The organism is Saccharothrix xinjiangensis, from assembly GCF_039527585.1.
Lineage (GTDB): Bacteria > Actinomycetota > Actinomycetes > Mycobacteriales > Pseudonocardiaceae > Actinosynnema > Actinosynnema xinjiangensis.
Map to the genome: position 1 here is coordinate 144,923 of NZ_BAAAKE010000016.1, position 18,119 is coordinate 163,041.

At 74.9% G+C, this 18,119-nt stretch carries 12 protein-coding genes; 4 read left to right on the forward strand and 8 right to left on the reverse strand.

The features are described from left to right. Positions 1–285: 285 nt before the first annotated feature. The 3 genes from ABD223_RS27530 to ABD223_RS27540 all read left to right on the forward strand — a co-directional run bounded on the left by ABD223_RS27530 (position 286) and on the right by ABD223_RS27540 (position 6,891). Entirely contained in the window at positions 286–3,219 is a 2,934-nt protein-coding gene (locus ABD223_RS27530) for a helix-turn-helix transcriptional regulator (protein ID WP_344039452.1), read from the forward strand. Positions 3,220–3,475: 256 nt separating this feature from the next. Further along, on the forward strand, positions 3,476–4,324 hold the full coding sequence (locus tag ABD223_RS27535; protein WP_344039453.1) for an ABC transporter ATP-binding protein: 849 nt from the start codon (positions 3,476–3,478) through the stop codon (positions 4,322–4,324). Beyond that, entirely contained in the window at positions 4,324–6,891 is a 2,568-nt protein-coding gene (locus ABD223_RS27540) for an FtsX-like permease family protein (RefSeq protein WP_344039454.1), read from the forward strand. The genes ABD223_RS27535 and ABD223_RS27540 overlap by 1 nt, the downstream gene beginning before the upstream one ends. A gap of 352 nt (positions 6,892–7,243) precedes the next feature. Here ABD223_RS27540 and ABD223_RS27545 read toward each other — a convergent pair whose 3' ends face one another. The 5 genes from ABD223_RS27545 to ABD223_RS27565 all read right to left on the reverse strand — a co-directional run bounded on the left by ABD223_RS27545 (position 7,244) and on the right by ABD223_RS27565 (position 13,936). Further along, positions 7,244–7,918 carry a response regulator transcription factor gene (locus tag ABD223_RS27545; RefSeq protein WP_344039455.1) on the reverse strand — a complete coding sequence of 225 codons (675 nt, stop codon included), beginning with the start codon at positions 7,916–7,918 and terminating at the stop codon, positions 7,244–7,246. Then, the gene (locus ABD223_RS27550) at positions 7,882–9,183 is read right to left on the reverse strand and encodes a sensor histidine kinase (RefSeq protein WP_344039457.1); all 1,302 of its coding nucleotides are present in this window, start codon (positions 9,181–9,183) and stop codon (positions 7,882–7,884) included. The genes ABD223_RS27545 and ABD223_RS27550 overlap by 37 nt, the downstream gene beginning before the upstream one ends. A gap of 187 nt (positions 9,184–9,370) precedes the next feature. Next, the gene (locus tag ABD223_RS27555; RefSeq protein WP_344039522.1) at positions 9,371–9,796 is read right to left on the reverse strand and encodes an Hsp20/alpha crystallin family protein; all 426 of its coding nucleotides are present in this window, start codon (positions 9,794–9,796) and stop codon (positions 9,371–9,373) included. A gap of 113 nt (positions 9,797–9,909) precedes the next feature. Then, positions 9,910–13,110 (reverse strand): hypothetical protein, encoded by a 3,201-nt coding sequence (locus ABD223_RS27560; RefSeq protein WP_344039458.1) that lies wholly within the window; start codon positions 13,108–13,110, stop codon positions 9,910–9,912. Positions 13,111–13,114: 4 nt separating this feature from the next. Next, positions 13,115–13,936, reverse strand: a complete 822-nt coding sequence (locus ABD223_RS27565; protein WP_344039459.1) for a YhjD/YihY/BrkB family envelope integrity protein — start codon at positions 13,934–13,936, stop codon at positions 13,115–13,117. A 44-nt stretch (positions 13,937–13,980) separates the two neighbouring features. On the opposite strand from ABD223_RS27565, the gene ABD223_RS27570 reads away from it, so the two are divergent. Then, a complete protein-coding gene (locus ABD223_RS27570) occupies positions 13,981–14,652 on the forward strand; it encodes a CDP-alcohol phosphatidyltransferase family protein (RefSeq protein WP_344039460.1) in 672 nt (223 codons plus the stop codon). Here the strand turns inward: ABD223_RS27570 and ABD223_RS27575 are convergent. The 3 genes from ABD223_RS27575 to ABD223_RS27585 are packed head-to-tail and all read right to left on the reverse strand — an operon-like array spanning position 14,636 to position 18,014. After that, entirely contained in the window at positions 14,636–16,105 is a 1,470-nt protein-coding gene (locus ABD223_RS27575) for a phytoene desaturase family protein (protein ID WP_344039462.1), read from the reverse strand. The genes ABD223_RS27570 and ABD223_RS27575 overlap by 17 nt on opposite strands. Then, the gene (locus ABD223_RS27580; protein WP_344039463.1) at positions 16,105–17,226 is read right to left on the reverse strand and encodes a glycosyltransferase family 2 protein; all 1,122 of its coding nucleotides are present in this window, start codon (positions 17,224–17,226) and stop codon (positions 16,105–16,107) included. Before ABD223_RS27580 ends, ABD223_RS27575 begins: the two co-directional genes overlap by 1 nt. Continuing rightward, positions 17,223–18,014 carry a carotenoid biosynthesis protein gene (locus ABD223_RS27585; RefSeq protein WP_344039464.1) on the reverse strand — a complete coding sequence of 264 codons (792 nt, stop codon included), beginning with the start codon at positions 18,012–18,014 and terminating at the stop codon, positions 17,223–17,225. Before ABD223_RS27585 ends, ABD223_RS27580 begins: the two co-directional genes overlap by 4 nt. Positions 18,015–18,119: the final 105 nt, after the last annotated feature.

Below are 18,119 nucleotides of genomic sequence, written 5' to 3' on the forward strand. Positions count from 1 at the left end.
CGGGTGTCCCCGGCGCTTCGTGGCGCTCCTGTTGCGAGGAAGTGTCCAGGAGGGAACGCATCAGGGAAAAAAGTGTCCCAACGCTCCGCACGGCCCAGTATCTACCGGCGAGTTAAATGACCGTTCGGGCAAACGTGATGAACTTTCGTTTTTTACACCTATTTGTGGTACACATTCGTCTTGTACGTTTGTATACCGGCGGTTAGGGTCCCATCCAGTCATCATTTGACTGCACAGCGTTGTGTCTGTACCGACGCCGCAACAGCTGAACTGGGGGAGTCAACTTTGAGTCTCGTCGAGCGCGAGCACCTGCTAGACCAATTAGACGCGATATTCACCGGGAGCGTGGCGGGCAACGGCCACGTGGTGCACGTCGGCGGCCCCGGCGCGAGCGGCAAGACCGCTCTCGTGCGTGCCTTCGGCGAGCGCGCCGCGGCCGGCGGCGCGCTCGTGCTGACCGCGACCTGCTCCCGTGCGGAGCGCGGGGTCAACGGCGGCGTGCTGGCGCAGTTCGCCGCGGGGCTGCCCGTGGAGGTCACCGAACGACTGGGGAGGCTGCTGGACGTCGAGCGCGTGGGCGCGCCGACGACCGCGGCCCAGGAGAGCACGACCCCCGACACCGGGGCGCAACAGCACTCGCAGACCGTCCGAGCGGTCCGCGAAGTGCTGTTCGACGCGGCGAAGGCCCAGCCCCTCGTGCTGGTGGCCGACGACGTGGAGTACGCCGACTCGTGCACCTTGCAGGCGCTGCTGCACCTCCAGCGCAGGCTCAGCGGTGCGCGGATCATGCTGGTGCTGACCGAGTCCGACCACTCGCGGCACGTCAACGCCCTGTTCCGGGCCGAGCTGACCAGGACGCCGTGGTTCACCCCGGTCCGCCTGTCCCCGTTGTCGCCGCGTGGCGTGGCGCGCATCGTCGCCGAGGAGCTGGACCAGCGCACCGCCACCGCGCTGGCGCCGGCCTACCACGCCATGACCGGCGGCAACCCGTTACTGGTCAAGGCGCTGGTGCAGGACCACCGCACCGCCGTGTTCACCGAGGACGGCGACCCCGGTGACGGCGTGACCGCCGGGGAGGCGTTCCGCCAGGCAGTGCTCGCCTGCCTGCACCGGTGGGAGCCGGGGATGCTCGACGTGGTGCGCGCGGTGGCCGTGCTGGGCGAGAACGCGACGCCCGAGCTGCTCGGCCGCCTGCTCGGCCGCAAGACCGCCTCGGTCGTCGAGGTGCTCACCGCGCTCAACCACACCGGGTTGCTCGACGACGGTCGTTTCCGCCACCCGGCCGTCCGGGCGGCGGTGCTGGCCGACCTGGGCGTCGACGAGCTGGCCGCGGCGCACCAGCGCGCGGCCGGCCTGCTCTACGCCGAGGGCCTGCCCAGCGCGGACATCGCCGCGCACCTGAGCGCCGCCGGCGCCGCCACCGCGCCGTGGGCGGTCGCCGTGCTGCGGGACGCCGCCGACACCGCGCTGGCCGAGCACCGGCCGGAGCGGGCGGTGGAGTTCCTGAAGCTGGCGCGCGCCAGCTGCCCGGAGGACGACGCGGCCGGGCGCGCCGCGCTCGCCGCCGCGCTGGCCGCCGTGCAGTGGCGGGCCACCCCGTCGGTGGTGTCCCGGCACCTGCCCGAGCTGCGCGAGGCCGCCGAGCGCGGGCTGCTCGGCGTGCGCGAGACCCGGGCGCTGCTGCGCTACCAGCTGTGGTTCGGCCGGACCGCCGAGGCCAGGGACACCCTGCGGCGGTTGGAGGAGACCGCCGCGGAGAGCCCCCACTCGCCGGCCGCCAGCGAGCACCGGGTGCTGCGGGACTGGGTGCGCTGGCTGCACCCGACCGTGGCCGACGCCGTGCCCGTCGGCGCCGGCGACCGGCGCTCGGCGCTGGTCCGCGACCACCAGGAGGACCTGGTGGCCACGGCGGAGCGCCTGCTGCGCAACTGCTGGGCGCCCGACAGCGCGCCGGAGGGCGCCTCGTACGCGTTGCTGACGCTGGCGGCGTGCGGCGAGGTCGGCCGGGCCAAGCACTGGTGCGACACGCTGCGCGGCGACGTCGGCACCGGCAACGCCGCCACGTGGAAGGCGGTGCTGGCCGACGTGCGGGCGCACATCGCGCTGATGGAGGGCGACCTGGCCACCGCCGAGCGCCAGGCCCGCCTCGCGCTCACCGCGCTGTCCTCGCACAACTGGGGTCCGGCCATCGCCTCGCCGCTCGCGGCGCTGGTGCTGGCCACCTCGGCGACCGGCAAGCACGACGAGGCCGAGGCGCAGCTCAAGCGCGCCGTCCCGGTGGCCGCGCAGAACACCTGGCACTGGGCGGTGTACCTGCGGGCCAGGGGACAGGCGAACCTGGCCGCGGGCAGGGCGCACGCCGCCCTGGCCGACTTCGAGGCGTGCGGCGAGCTTGCCGTGCACTGGGACCTCGACCTGCCCGCGCTGCTGCCGTGGCGCTCCGACCTGGCGCAGGCGTACCTGCGGCTGAACCGGATCGACCGCGCCGGCGAGCTGGTGCTGGCGCAGCTGGAGCGGCCGACGGCGGACAACCCGCGGGTTCGCGGCGTGTCGCTGCGGGTGCTGTCGTCGTCGATCGAGCTCAAGCAGCGGCTGCCCATGCTGCGCGAGGCCGCGGCGCTGTTCCAGGGCTGCGGCGACCAGGTCGAGCTGTCCGTCGCGCTGGCCCTGCTCAGCAGCACCCACCACGCGCTGGGCGAGTTCGGCGCGGCCAAGGTCGTGGCCAAGCGCGCGCTGCGGATGGCCGAGGGCTGCCAGGCCGAGTCGCTGTGCCGCCAGTTCCTGCCCCGCGGCCTGGTCCTGGACGAGGCCGAGGGCGAGGAGGAGGAAGCGGCGGAGGTCGACAGCCGCGGCGCGGCGCACGAGCCCGACGACCTGGCCACGCTGAGCACCGCCGAGCGGCGGGTCGCGGCGCTGGCCGCGCTGGGCCACACCAACCGGGAGATCAGCCGCAAGCTCTACATCACGGTGAGCACCGTGGAGCAGCACCTGACCCGGGTCTACCGGAAGCTGAAGGTGCGACGCCGCACCGACCTGCCGACGGGGCTCCCGATGGGCGCGCTGGACATGTGGGCCGCGGAGGCCCCGACGGTCACCGCGCCCCAGCCGACACCGGGGCACCCGACAGGGCACGCGACAGGGCACACACCGGTGCAGCGCTCGGCGCGAGACCCGCGCCAGGGCGCACGCTCGACGTCCGGTGGCGTGATCCGGCGCTGACCGCGCCGCGCACCGCGCCCAGTTTCACCCAGCCGAGCCGCATCGACACCCGATCGGGTGTCGATGCGGCTCGGTCTTGTCGGGGGTCCGTGGTGTGATCAGGAGGCGCGGGCGGTTCGCGCCCCGGCCCACCGCCGGGGTGGGCCTGGGCCCACCTCAGGTGTGCTCCTAGGTCCATGGAACGTGAACGGCGTTCCCCCTAGCGTTAGCGGCAAGGCACGAGGACGAGTACCAACAGGAATGCGGGTGAGTGGCGATGTTTGGCGGTAGGCGGAGGGACCAGCACGGCGGGAACGGCAGCGCACCCGCGGCCGTGCGCCTGGACTCTGTCCGCAAGACCTACGGCAAGGGTGACAGCGCGGTGGAGGCGCTGCGCGGCGTCGACATCGCGCTGGACTACGGCAGCTTCACCGCGGTCATGGGCCCGTCCGGTTCGGGCAAGAGCACGTTCCTCCAGTGCGCGGCAGGACTCGACCAGCCGACGACCGGCGCGGTCATCCTCGACGGCATCGACCTGACCGGCATGAGCGAGGTCCAGCTGACCGAGCTGCGCCGGGAGCGGGTCGGCTTCATCTTCCAGAGCTTCAACCTGCTGCCCGCGCTGACCGTCGAGCAGAACGTCACGCTGCCGATGAAGCTGGCCGGTCGCAAGATCGACCGCAACCGCGTCGCGGACGTCATCCGCCGGGTCGGCCTCGACCAGCGCCGCTCGCACCTGCCCGGTGAGCTCTCGGGTGGTCAGCAGCAGCGCGTGGCGATCGCCCGCGCGCTCGTGTCCGAGCCCGCCGTCGTGTTCGCCGACGAGCCGACCGGCGCGCTCGACACCCGCACCGCGCTGGAGGTGCTGGACCTGATGCGAGAGTCGGTCCTGGTCAGCGGTCAGACCATCGTGATGGTCACGCACGACCCGGTGGCCGCCTCGCACGCGGACAGCGTCATCTTCCTCATCGACGGCCAGATCATCGGGCAGCTCAAGCACCCGACCGCCGAGGCCGTCGCCGAGCGGATGACCCACCTGACCGCGATGGTCGAGCGCCCGCAGCGCTCGTTCAGCCTGAGCCAGGCCCAGGGCCAGGGCCGGCGTGATCGAGGGGGCAACTACTGATGTGGCAGCTCGCTCTCCGCACGCTCCGGTACCGCAAGGCGGGGTTCATCGCGACGTTCATCGCGGTGTTCCTCGGATCGGGCCTGGTGATCGCGTGCGCCGGCCTCATGGAAACCGGCATCACCGTCGCGGTGCCGCCGCAACGGCTGGCCGCGGCCCCCGTCGTGGTCAGCGGGCAGCAGTCGTACCTGGTGCCCAAAGAGGACCCCAACGACCTCAAGGACATGAAGACCGTGGCGCTCGCCGAGCGCCAGTGGCTCGACCCGGAGATGGCCGACGAGCTGGCCTCGGTCGACGGTGTGGAGCGGGTGGTCGCCGAGACCAACGTGGCCGCGACCGTCCTGCGGGAGGGACGCCCGGTGCAGGCCGGGCCGCAATCCCTGGGCCACGCCTGGGAATCGGCGCAGCTCGGGCCGTTCGCCCTGGTCGAGGGCGACGAGCCGACCCGTGACCGCGACGTGGTGCTCGACGCGGCCACCGCGAACCTGGCCGGCGTGAAGGTCGGCGACCAGGTCGACGTGGTGACCAACGGCGCCGCGGACTCCTTCCGCGTCACGGGCCTGGTGCCCGCGGCGGAGCAGGACCCGCAGTCGCTGCTGTTCTTCGCCGACTCGGCGATCTCCGACCTCGGCGAGCACGGCGGCCAGGTCAGCTCCTTCGGCCTGTTCCTGCGCCCCGGCGTGGACGTCGAGGCGTTCCAGGAGTCCCTGGAGGACAGGTTCGCCGGGCAGCCCTACTCGGTGCTGATCGAGGACGACCGCGGTCTCGCGGAGCACCCGGAGGCCGTCGGCGGCCGGGCGCAGCTCATCCCGCTCGCCGCGGTGTTCGGCGGCATGGCGGTGTTCATCGCGATGTTCGTCGTCTCCAGCACGCTCGGCCTGTCGATCCAGCAGCGCCAGAAGGAGATCGCGTCGCTGCGGGCCATCGGCGGCACGCCGGCGCAGGTGCGCCGGATGATCATCGGCGAGGCGTTCTTCGTCGGCGTCATCGCCGCGGTGCTCGGCTGCCTGCCCGGCATCGTGATCGGGCCGCTGATGTTCGAGCTCATCTCCGAGGCCGGGGTCATCTCGCCGGTCGTGGAGTACCGCCAGGGCTTCTTCGCCTACCTGATCGGCCCGGTGGTGGCGCTGCTGAGCGCGCTGCTCGCCGCCCGCATCACCAGCTCCCGCGCCGCCAAGGTGAACCCGGTCGAGGCGATGGCCGAGGCGTCGGTGCAGCGCAAGTGGGTCACGTTCCCGCGCGTGCTGTTCGCGGTGCTGTTCTTCCTGATCGGCATCGGCCTGTTCATCGTGACCGGCGCGTTCATGACGGGCCCGGTGGCCTCGGCCACGGCCGGCCCGGCGGTGATGGCGTGGGCGATCGGCCTGGCGCTGATCAGCCCCGGCCTGACCAAGGTGATCGGCCGCCTGTTCGCCGCACCGGTGCGCGCCGCCGGCGGGGTGGTCGGGTACCTGGCCAACAACAACATGCGGCTGCGCTCGGTGCGCATGGCCGCGGCGGTCACGCCGATCATGCTCGCGGTCGGCATCGCGCTGTCGAACTTCTACATCTCGACCACGCAGGAGGCCGCGGCGTTCCGCTGGTTCGCCGAGGACCTGCGGACCGACGCGGTGGTGTCCTCGTCCACCGGCGGTTTCACGCCGGAGGTCGTGGACCAGGTGCGGTCGGTCGAGGGCGTCGAAGCCGCCACCCGGTACGTGACCAGCGCGGGGTGGATCGACAAGCCCTACGACGGTTCGCACGTCTCCAGCCCGTGGCCGATGCAGGGCGTGGACGGCGAGAGCGCGGCGCAGATCACCGGCATCACGCCGGTCGAGGGCGACCTCGCCGGCCTGACCGGCTCGACCGCCGGGCTGCCGGTGGCGCAGGCCACCGAGATCGGCGTGGGCGTCGGTGACAAGGTGACGCTGCGCCTGGGCGACCGGGAGCAGGCCGAGGTGACGGTCGTGGCGCTGTACGAGGCCAAGGAGGGCTACGAGACGCTCCTGGTGTCCGCGGACCTGCTGGCCGAGCACACCACCACGGGCCTGGCGCAGCAGATCCTGGTCAAGGGCGCGCCCGGCGCCTCGTCCGAGGCGGTGATGGCGGCGGTGGGCGAACGGGTGGCCTCGGTGCCCGGCGCGATCGTCGGCGACAACTCGTCGATCGTCACCTTCGCCAAGGGCACGGAGACGCAGACCTGGGTGAACTACCTCCTGGTCGGCCTGATCACCGGGTACACGCTGATCTCGGTGGCGAACACGCTGGTCATGGCGACCGCCTCGCGCAAGCGGGAACTGGGCGTGCAGCGGCTGATCGGCACCACGCCGCGGCAGGTGATGCAGATGCTCGCGCTGGAGGCGTCGGTGGTCGCGGCGATCGGCATCGTCCTCGGCACCTTCGCCTCGATAGCCACGCTGATGCCCTTCAGCATCGTGGTGCTGGACCGACCACTGCCGGCGGGACCGGTGTGGATCTTCCTGGCGGTGGTGGTCGGAGCGTTCGCGCTGACCCTGGCGGCGACGCTGCTGCCGGCCCGCAAGATCCTCGCGGTGCCCTCGGCGGAAGCCGCAAGGGCGGCCGACTGACCCCCCTCGTACCACCCCCCAATCGGGCCCCGGAGCCTCCTCCCCCCCTGGCTCCGGGGCCCACCCCCCGTACGAGGGGCGCGCCGCGATCGCCGGGTCCTCCTGGCGGTCGCGGCGCGATCTGTTGTGCGGGTGGTCGGCGGATCCCGCGCCAACGGCCCCGCATCGCCCACCCGGCGGTCAAGTCCTCCAGGCACCTGGCCCGATGCCGCTACAACGTCCTGTTCGCCGTGCTCCGCACCAAGACCCGATGCTCCGCACCAAGACCCGCTACCGCCGCCCTGAATCCGATCCCGCCCCGGGTCGCAGCTTGACAACCACAGAGGGGCACCCCGCGCACCGGGCGCCGCGCCTACTCGGCGGCGTGCCCGTCGCGGCCGGCGGGGGAGTTCAGGTACGTCAGGACGGCCAGCACGCGCCGGTTGTGGTCGTCGGACTGGATGATGTCCAGCTTCGTGAAGATGCTCGTGGTGTACTTCGCGACCGCGCCCTGGCTGATCACCAGGCGCTGGGCGACCGCGGCGTTGGAGCAGCCCTCCGCCATCAGCGACAGGACCTCGCGCTCCCGCTGGGTCAGCGTCGCCAGCGGCTCGCGGCGCGCGTTGCCCGCCAGCAGGCGGGAGATGACCTGCGGGTCCATCGAGGTGCCGCCGTCCGCGACCCGGCGGACCGCGTCGATGAACTGGTCGCTGTTGAACACCCGGTCCTTGAGCAGGTAACCGATGCCGCCCACGCCGTCGGCCAGCAGCTCCCGGGCGTACAGGCTCTCGACGTGCTGGGACAGCACCAGGATCGGCAGGCCCTTGACCTGTCGCCGCGCCTCCAGCGCGGCCTGGATGCCCTCGTCGGTGAACGTCGGCGGCAGCCGCACGTCCACCACGGCCACGTCCGGTCGCTCGGAGAGCAGCACGGACAGCAGCTGCGGCCCGTTGTCCACCGCGGCCACGATCTCGAAGCCGTGTGACTCCAGCAGCTGGACGAGACCTTGCCTCAGGAGGTAGAGGTCCTCGGCGAGGACGACGCGCACGGCAACTCCAGGGTGATGGCAGTCGGACCCCCGACTGGACTGCGTACGGTCAGCCTACCGTCGAACGTCTCGCACCTGCGGGCGATGCCCCGCAACCCCGTGCCGTGGTCGAGGTCCGCGCCGCCGCGGCCGTCGTCGGCGACGGTGATGCGCAGCAGCTCGTGCGACAGCGTGGCGGTGATCTCCACCTGGCGCGGGTCGGCGTGCTTGGCCGCGTTCGTCAGCAGCTCCGTCACCGCGAAGTAGGCGGCCGACTCCAGCGGCGGGTAGAGCCTGCGCGGCAGGTCCACGGTCAGCTCGACGTCCAGCGGGCTCTCCAGGGCCAGCGCCTCGATGGCCGGGCCGAGGCCGCGCTCGGCCAGCACGGGCGGGTGGATGCCGCGCACCAGGTCCCGCAGCTCCTGCAACGCCTTCACCGACGCCTCGCGCGCCTCGGTGAGCAACGTGCGGGCGCTGTGCACGTCGGTTTCCAGGTACCGGTCCACCGCGCCGAGCTTCATGCCGATCGCGACCAGCCGGGCCTGCGCGCCGTCGTGGAGGTCGCGCTCGATGCGGCGCAGCTCGGCCTCCTGGATGTCGATGATCTCGGAGCGCAGGTGGTTGAGGTGGTTGACCCGGGCCGACAGGAGCGCACCCCTCGTCGGCGACAGCAGCGAGCGGGTGAACACCGCCTGGCCCTGCACCAGGTGCGACGCGGCCCACAACCACAACGAGGCCACCACCAGGCCGACGACCGCGGACAGCGCCGCCGTGGCGCCGGCGTTCTCCTTGAGGTGGAAGAGGCCGCTCCAGAACTTCAGCGGGGCCTCATCCGGGCCGCGCAGCAACAACAGGACGGGTGGCAGCACCACGCCCTGGATGGCGTAGCCCAGCATGGTGACCGGCAGCAGGCCCGAGAGGAAGCCGACGAGCGAGTTCGTCAACGACCACAGCAGGTCGCGCCACGTGGCCGCTTCGACCAACAACCACTGCACGCGCTGGGCGAGTCCGGCGAGCCCGCTCGCGGGCTGGGGCCGGGACAGGTAGGGCTCGGGCACCTCGACGCCCGCGGCGCCGGCCAGCTGGCGGCCCTGGTTCGCGGTCCAGCGCAGCACCCCGATCGCGACCGGCACCAGGACCAGGCCGACGCCCAGCGGGAGGAAGGCCATCGAGACCACGCTGAAGATGAACGAGGCCAGTGACAGCGCGGAGAGCCCCATCAGCAGCACGCCCTGCCAGGTCGCCCTCAGGGCACGGCGGACGTGGGTCTTGAACGCGGTGCTCATCCGGCCGTGTATCCGCCCTGATCGGGGTAGAGGACACACCATTCCACTAGGGATCACCTGGTCGTGTCACCCCCTGGAGGGGTGACGTGTCCGTTTCAGGGGTTCACCCCTGAAACGGACACGGGCACGTGGGCGGCCCGGTCGAGGGGGGAGTCGACCGGGCCGCCGGGCTTGGATCAGGCCTCGATCAGGCCTCGACCGAGGGCCGCCGCTCGACGACCGCGATCTTGCGCGGCTGCGCGCGCTCGGCCACCGGGATGCGGACGGTCAGCACGCCGGCCTCGTAGTCCGCCTCGATCCGCTCGCTGTCCAGGGCGTCGCCCAGGAACACCTGGCGGGAGAACACGCCCCGCGGGCGCTCGGTGACCTGCCACTGGCGCTCGTCGCCGGACTCGGTGGCGCGCTCGGCCCTGACGGTGAGCACGTTGCGCTCGACCTTGAGGTCGATCGTCTCGGGGGAGACGCCCGGCAGGTCGAACTGGACGAAGAACTCGTCACCCCTGCGATAGGCGTCCATCGGCACGGCCGAGGGGCGGAACCGGGTGCCCTCGGAACCGAACACCTGCTGGGTGAGCCGCTCCACTTGCCGGAACGGGTCGGTGCGCATCAACACGGCGCTCGCCTCCTTCATCAGTGCTTCTCGGCGGTCTCACCGCCTTCGAACCTGACAACGGTCGACTCAACTTTGTTGTTCCCGGCGCTGTGCGGTCGGCCGTGTGGTCTCGTTCACACCCGGATGGCGGCGAGGAAGTCGCGGGCGATCGCGGACACCAGGTCCGGCCTGAACCGGGCGAGCGCGGGCAGGGCCAGCTCCCACCGGTGCAGCGCGACGACGGCGACGACCAGTCGGTCCGCCTCGGCTTCCGGCACGTGCGGCACGAGCGCCGCCAGCGCCCGCGCCCGCGCGTCGGGGTCCTCGACCCGGTCGGCGACCGCCCGCGCCCGCTCGGCGCCGGCGATCTCGGCCACCAGCGGCACCAGGGCGGCCAACGCCTCCGCCCGCCACGCCGGCAGGGCGATGGCACCGGCCAGCCGCTCGGCGCGGGCCAGTTCGCCGCACCGCGCCGCCGCCGTCACGACGTCGCACCACGCCTGCGCGCGCTGCGACGTGCGGTCGACCTGCCGGACCGCTTCGACCAGCTCGTCGGTGGTGACGGGCTCACTGGCGCTGACCGGCTCACCGGTGGTGGTCGGAGCACCGGTGGTCGGCTCGCAGGTGGTGGTCGGTGTGTCGGTGGCCGCCGGCCCTCTGGTGGTAGCCGGCTCACCGGTCACCTGCCGGTCGGTGGCGGCCGGCCCGCCGGGCGTGGCCACCCCTTCGGCCGTGACCACCCCACCGACCGTGACCAGCCCGGCCAGCGCGTGCACCCGCCACCGGGCGTCGGGCACGCGCCGCGCCCGCGCGGGGTCCCCCGCCACCCGCGCGACCACGGCCAGGGCCCGTGCCCGGTGATCGGGGTCGTCGATCGTCCCCGCCAGCGCGTCGGCCCGCTCCGGGTCGCCCCGCTCGGCGACCACGCGGGCCAGGTGCGCCAGGGCGCGCCCTCGTGACGCCGCGTTCCGGACCGACCGCGCCACCCGCTCGGCGCGGTCGGACTCGCCCCGGTCGGCCAGCGCGGTGGACCAGGCGGCCAGCACCTCGGCCCGTTCGTGCGCGTGCCGCACCGCGCCGAACAGCGGGCGCACCTCGTCGAGGCGCCGTTCCACGTCGCCGCCCGCGCGGATCAGCGCCCGCGCCCGCCAGTGCGGGTCGTCGACGGTCGAGGCCAGCGCTTCCGCCCGACCGGTGTCCCCGGTGTCCGCGACGGCGGCGACCAGGCCGGTCAGCGCCCGCGCGCGCAGCCGCGGGTCGTCCAGCGAGCGCGCCAGCGCCTCGGCCGCGCCCACGTCGCCCGCCGCCGCCGCCGCGCCGAGCACGGTGATCACCACCTCGGGCCGGGGGAGCACGTCCACCAGGCGCGCGGTGCGCTCCGCCTCGGACGCCAGCGCCTCCGCGCGAGCCGGGTCGCCCGCGTCGGCGACGGGCAGGACCAGGGCGGTGAGCGCCTCGGCCCGCAGGATCGGGTAGGTGATCTCGCGGGCGATCGCCTCGGCCTGCGCGACCCGGCCGTCCCGCGCCAGGGCCCGCACCAGGGCGATCAGCGCCTTGGCCTGGTGGGAACCGCGGCGCAGGCGGCGGGCCAGGCGCTCCGACAGCGCCAGGTCGCCGTGCTCGATCGCCGCCAGGACCTTGTCGAAGCGGGTCTTGCGGTTGCCGCCCCGGGAACGCCGCGACCTCTTGGCCCCCGGCGGGGCGTCCAGGGCGGCGGGGTGGTCGCCGGACCGGGACAGCCGCCGCCTCGTCAGGCTCGTCCGGGGCCCGGCCGGGTGGGCCGACCCGGCGATCGCCTCGGCCCGCGCCAGGTCGCCGGTCGCGGCCACCGCGCGCGACACCGCGAGCAGGACGCGCGTCCGCTGCGCCGCGTCGGGCAGGGCCCAGGCCAGCGCCTCGGCCCGCGCCCAGTGCCCGAGGTGGACCCAGGCCACGGGCAGCTCGGCGGGCACCAGGAAGTTCCGGTTGACCAGCTCGCCCCGGTAGATCCCCAACCGGACCGCGGTCAGCGGGTCCGGCTCGGCCCCGGAGCACAGGACCTCCTGCGCCGTGGCCACCTCGGTCAGCGCCGCGCTGTCACCGCCGGTCAGGTCGGACATCCGGGCGTGCCGGGCCCGGTCGAGCGCGCAGCGGGTCAGCCGGGCCACCTCGCCGGTCTCCCGCAGCAGGCGGAAGTACCCGAGCAGCAGGTACTCCGGCGTGCCGCTGGGCCACCCGGCGGCGCGGTGGTCGTCGGCCCAGTCGTGCAGCCGCTGCCGCAACCCCGCCAGCCGCTCCTCGCCGAGCATCCGCAGCGCGTCCCGGTGCAGCTGCTCGTGCGCCATCAGGTAGACGTGGTCCGCGGACACGCCCCAGTGGCCCGCGCGGCGGTTGAACGCGCGCCCGGACACCGCGTGCAGCTGCTCCTCGACCTCCCACGCCGGTCGGCCGGTCAGCTCGACGAGGTCGGCGGCGGTCAGGCCGCCGCCGGCGGCGGCGAGCAGGCCCAGCAGGTCCCGCGCGGTGTCGTTGCCGCGCACCAGGCGCACCAGCTCGCGCTGGGCGTCCGCCCGCACGACCTCCGCGTGCGCCGACCGCGACAGCTCCCGCACCACCCGGGGGTCGCGCAGCGGGTGGTGCGCCGGCACGTCGACGGGGATCGGCGGGTCCGGCCGCCCGGACACGACCACCCCCAGCCCGGCCGCCGGTGCGGCGGGCAGCAGCGCGGCGATGCTGTGCCCGTCCGGGCCGCCGGTCACCCCGACGTCCTCGTCCAGGCCGTCGACCACGAGCACGAGCCGCTCGCCCCGGTCCCGGCACGCGGCCGCGGCCCGGTTCAGCAGGCCCAGGAGGTGGGCGTCGCGGGTGGCGTCGGTCAGGAGCTGGGGCAGCGGCTCCCGCAGCAGTTCCGCCAGCTGCTCGATGACGACCTCGGCGAAGGCGGTCTTGTCGCCCTGGCCGGACAGGCGCGCGGTGACGAAGAACGACACCACGCGGACCCCGGCCGGCGGGTGCAGGGCGAACCACGACATCAACGCCGACTTGCCCGCCCACGCCGGCGCCCGCAGCCACCGGTACGGCTCGTCGCCCCGGGCGGCCCACTCGGCCAGCCCGGTCAGCTCGGCGTCGCGGTCCCGCAGCTCCACCGGCGCGATCCGGGCGACCTGCTCCAGGTAGGCGGACCGGACCAGCGGCCCGCGCGGGTGCAGGTGGACGTCGCCGTGGATGTTCCCCGCCTGGACGATCGCGTCGGCCGACGCGCCGGTGATCTCGTTGCGCGGTCCGGTGGGTGGTCCGGTGGATGGTCCCGTGGGTGGTCCGGTCGGCGGTCCGGCGTGCGGGTCGTCACCTGGCACGCCATCAGGAGACCACGCCGCCCCGGTCCCGTACAGCGCGGAAGCTCAGCAGCACCCGGTAGCCGAGGAGCAGGACCACGTGCAGCAGGTACGCCCACAGCCCCAGCGCCGCCACCGCGCCCACCACCCGCAGCCCGGCGAACGGGAACGCCCAGTCCACCGGGATGGCCAGGAACAGCAGGAAGCCGTGCAGGAAACCGGTGAGCACGGCGCCCACCGCGAAACCGCCCGCCACCGCGTGCGCCCGCGTCAGCGCGGACGGGCCGGTGGCCAGGAACACCAGGCAGATCGCCACCGACAGCGCGACCCAGTCGACGTGGAAGGACACCACCACGCCCCACACCGCCGACCAGCCGCCCGCCCGGTACTGCGGCGCCACCAGCGGCGCCGCCGCCAGGGGCGCGGCGAGCAGCAGCGGCGAGACCACGATGACGGGCAGGAAGCCGAGGCGGCCGAGCCACCCCGTCTTCGCGCCGGCCGGCTCACCCGCGAGCTGCGCCAGGCCCCGGCGCAGCCCTTCGCCGTAGAGGCTGGCGGGCAGGAGGGCGGAGGCCAGCACCCACCACGACGCGTCCAGGGCCGAGGTCGCCAGCAGCTCCAGCGCCGGGCCGGGCCGCTGCGCGTCGGGCAGCGCGCCGGCGAGCAGGCGCGCGCCGCCGAGGACCAGGTCCGCGCCGAACAGCTCGGCCGCGCCGCGCAGCGCCAGCAGCAGCACGGGCACGACGGCCAAGGCGGCGAAGAACGTGATCCCCGCCGCCCACAGCGCGAGGTCGCGCCCGCGCAACGCGGACAGCGCGTGGCGGATCGTCGCGCGGATGAGTCCCATGGCCGCATACGTACCCGGCCCGGCCGTCCGCGTACCGTGAGCCGGTGGACAACCTGGAGCCGGTCGAGGGCTGGTCGAGGCTGCACGGCCAGGACGTGTCCGGCAGCCGCCTGGCGGTCGGCTGGATCCGGTTCGTGCACGCGATCGCGCGGCGGCTGCCCGGCGCGTCCCCGGACGCGCTGTCGGCGTGCGGCGTGGTGGTGGCCCTCGGCGCGGTCGGGGTGGCCTCGGCGGGCGGCCGGTGGGTGCTGCTCGCCGCGCTGCTGGTCGTGGTCTCCGGTGTCCTCGACGGACTGGACGGCGCGGTGGCCCTGCGCACCGGGCGGGCGCGCCCGCTGGGCGCGGTGGTGGACGCGGTCGCCGACCGCCTCGGCGACCTGGCCCTGGTGGTCCTGCTGGTCGTGCTGGGCGGCCCGGGGTGGCTCGGCGCGGCGGTGGGCGCGGCGCTGTTCCTGCACGAGTACGCCCGCGCCCGCGCTCAGGGCGTCGGGATGAGCGGCGCGGGCGCGGTGACCGTCGCCGAACGGCCCACCCGCGTGGTCATCGCCGCGGTGGCGTGCCTGGGCGCGGGCGCGTGGCCCGCCGGCGCGCCGTGGCTGGGCTGGTCCTGGGGCGCGGTGTGCCTCGCCCTGTGGGCGGCCGCGGCCGTGGTCGGCGGCGTCCAGCTCGCGGTGGCGGTCCGGCGCGAGCTGAACGGGCTCACGCCGGTCCGATGAGGTCGGTCGCGATGCGCGCCGACATCGCGACCAGCGGCAGCCCGCCGCCCGGGTGGGCGGACCCGCCGACCAGGTAGAGGCCCGGCACGGGACTGCGGTTGGCCGGGCGCAGCAGCGCGGCGCGCGGGCCGTTGGACGACGAGCCGTACAGCGCGCCGCCCGCGGAGCCGGTGTCGCGCTCCCAGTCGGCGGGCGTGCGGACCTCGCGCCACAGCAGCCGGTCGCGCACGTCGTGGCCCCGCTCGGCGAGCACGTCCAGCACGCGATCGGCGCACCGCTCCGCCACACCCGGCGCGGTCCAGTCGACCGGGCCCTGGCGCGGCGCGTTCACCAGCACGAACCACGCCTCGTGGCCGTCCGGCCGGACCGCCGGGTCGTCGGGGGAGCACACGTACACCGCCGGGTCGGCCACCGGTCGCGGCGCGCGGCCGAACAGGGCGTCGAACTCGGCGTCGTAGTCGGCCGGGAACAGCACGCGGTGGTGGTACGGGCGCGGTGACCGGCCGCGCAGCGCCAGCAGCAGCACGAAACCCGACAGCGACGGCACGGCGCGGCCCAGGGACCGGCGCGGCCGGCGGGCGCGCCGGTCGGTCACCAGGTCCTCGTAGAGGCGCGTGGCGTCCGCGTTGGACACCACGACGTCGGCGGGCGCGGTCGCGCCGCCGGCCAACCGCACCCCGGACACCCCGTCACCGGAGGTCTCCACCGCCGTCACGCGCGCGTCGAACTCGAACCGCACCCCGAGCTTTTCACAGCGCTCGAACAGCGCGTCGCCGAGCCGGCGCAGACCGCCGCGCACGTACCAGCCGCCGTAGCGCTGCTCGACGTACGGCACCACGGTCATCAGCCCCGGCAGCCGGCGCGGGTCCGAGCCGCTGTAGGTGGCGTACCGGTCGAGCAGCACGCGCGCCCGGGGGTCGGACAGCCGCCGCCGGCCCACGTCGCGCAGCGTCCGCCACGGCGACAGGGCCAGCAGGTCCCGCACGCTCGCGGACCGCCGCACCAGGTCGGCCACCCCGCCCAGCGGCCGTTGCAGCACCGGTTCGCCCACCAGGTCCCACAGGCGGGCCGCGTCCGCCATCAGCGCCGCCCACTGCCCGCCCGTGCCGGGGCTCCACGCCTCCAGCGCGGCGGGCACGGCGGCCGCGTCGTGCGGCAGGTCCACTTCGGACCCGTCGGCGAAGCGGTAGTGGCAGGTGGGGTCGACCGGCACGAGGTCGACCTCGTCGTCCAGCGGCCCGCCGGTGTCGGTGAACAGGTCGCGGTAGACCTGCGGCAGCGTCAGCAGGGAAGGCCCGGTGTCGAAGGAGAACCCGTCGCGCCGCAGCTCGCCCAGCTTCCCGCCGTGGCCGCCGGACTGCTCCAGCACGGTCACCCGGTGCCCGCCCGCGGCGAGCCGGGCGGCGGCGGACAACCCGCCCATGCCCGCGCCCACGACGACGACCCGCGCCATCAGCGGCTCCCGTGCAGCGGTCGGTGCTTCCAGGTGAGCGACCCCGAGCGGCGCGCCCGCCACGAGCGGGCCAGCAGGGTCAGCAGCGCGCCGACGGAGACCGGGTGCGCCAACGCGTCCGGCCACGCCCGCCCGCCCGTGCGGCGCGCGGTGACCACCCGGCCCGCGACCGCCGCGGCGTACCCCAGCAGCCCGGCGCGCGACCCCGCCAGGGCGGCCAGCGGCGGCAGCACGAACACCGACGCCAGCCCGGCCGCGAGCGCCGTGGCCGCGACCGGGCCGCCCGTGGCCGCCCACAGCGACTTCTCGTAGCCCGCCGCGACCTCCGGCCACCCCCGGTACATCCGGCACTCCGCGACCCCGCTGCCGTCCGCCACCGCGCCGCGCCCGCCCGCGCGCTTGACCGCCCGCATCAGCGCGATGTCGTCCAGCACGGCGTCCGCGACGGCCCCGAACCCGCCGCAGCGCTCCAGCGCCGCCGCGTCGATGACGAAGAACTGGCCGTTGGCCGCGCACAGCGACTCCCGCGGCGACCGCTCGGCCAGGCGCAGCGGCAGGAACACCAGCCACGACCACGGCAGCAGCGGCTGCACCAGGCGCGTCGCGGCGTCGTCGGCCAGCTGCCGGGGGAACGGCGACACCGCGTCCAGGCCGGCCGACCGCAGCAGGTGCGCGGCGGCGGCCACCGCGTGCGGCGCCAGCACCACGTCCGCGTCCACGAACACCAGCACCCGGCCGCGGGCCTCGGCGGCCAGGCGGGCGCAGGCGTGCGGTTTGCCGGGCAGGCCGGGCGGCGGCGGGTCGCCGGTGATCACCCGCACCCGGTCGCCGCCGACGGCCCGGACCACGTCGGCGGTGCCGTCGGTGGACCCGTCGTCCAGCACCAGCACCTCCAGGTCGGGCACACCGCGCTGCGCCAGCAGCGACCGGAGGGTGGGCGTGATCCGGTGCGCCTCGTCCCGGGCGGGCACCAGCAGCGACACCGGTTCCCGGCACGGCGGCGGGTCCGCGGCCGGCGTGCGCACCAGGCGCGAGTTGACCAGGGCGTGCGCGGCGCCGAGCGCGGCCACCGCCGAACCGCCCGCCACCACCCCGCGCAGCAGGCGGCCGGCCCGCCTCACCGGTGGGCCCGCCACAGCGCGACCGCGAACGGCACGGCGACCGCGCCCATCAGCAGACCGGCGACCAGCGACACCCAGGGCCTGCCGAAGAACGCCGCGTGCGCCCACACCGACGACCCGTAGGTCCACAGGTACAGCACCGGCGCGGGACCGGCGCGCAGGTCGGTCTCGCGGTCGGCGCGCGGCCCGAGCCGCGCGTGCAGGGCGCCGGTGATCAGCACCGCGACCAGCAGCCAGCCCGCGAAGTTCGTCAGCGGGATGCCGTCCACACCGGGCAGCCCCGGCGCCGGGTGCGCCCACGCCCAGTGGCCGGCGTCGACCATCTGCGGGTCCAGGAAGACGTCCCACGACGCCAACGCCCACGCCGCCAGCGGCACCACCGCCCAGCCCCTGCCGAGCGCCCGGCCGACCAGCACCGCCGGCCACGCCATCATGACCCAGGCCATCGGCACCAGCACCGGCACGCCCAGCACCTCCGCGCCGAGGGTGCCGGTGTAGTCGTAGTCCCCGAACGGGAAGCCGGTGCGCACCCCGACCGCCTCGGCCAGCAAACCGCCACCACCCGCGACGGCCACCAGCGCACCCGCCGCCCGCCACCCGCGCCGCGCCGCCGCGTCCAGGGTGGAGGCCACGCAGAACAGCACCACGGACAGCACCGTGGTCGGCAGGCGGTCGGCGGGGTCGGCCATCGAGTACACGATCTGGGCGAGGACGACGCCCGCGCCGCAGACCCACGCCACGGCCGGGAGGACGCGTGCGGGGGCGCGGGAAGCCACACCGGTCGACATGTCCAAGACAGTAAGGGCCCTCACCCGGACGGGCTTGATGAGCGGGGGAGGCGCGCCACGGATCGCCTGGCGACTCGTCCAGCGGGACCGCGGTCGCGGTGCCAG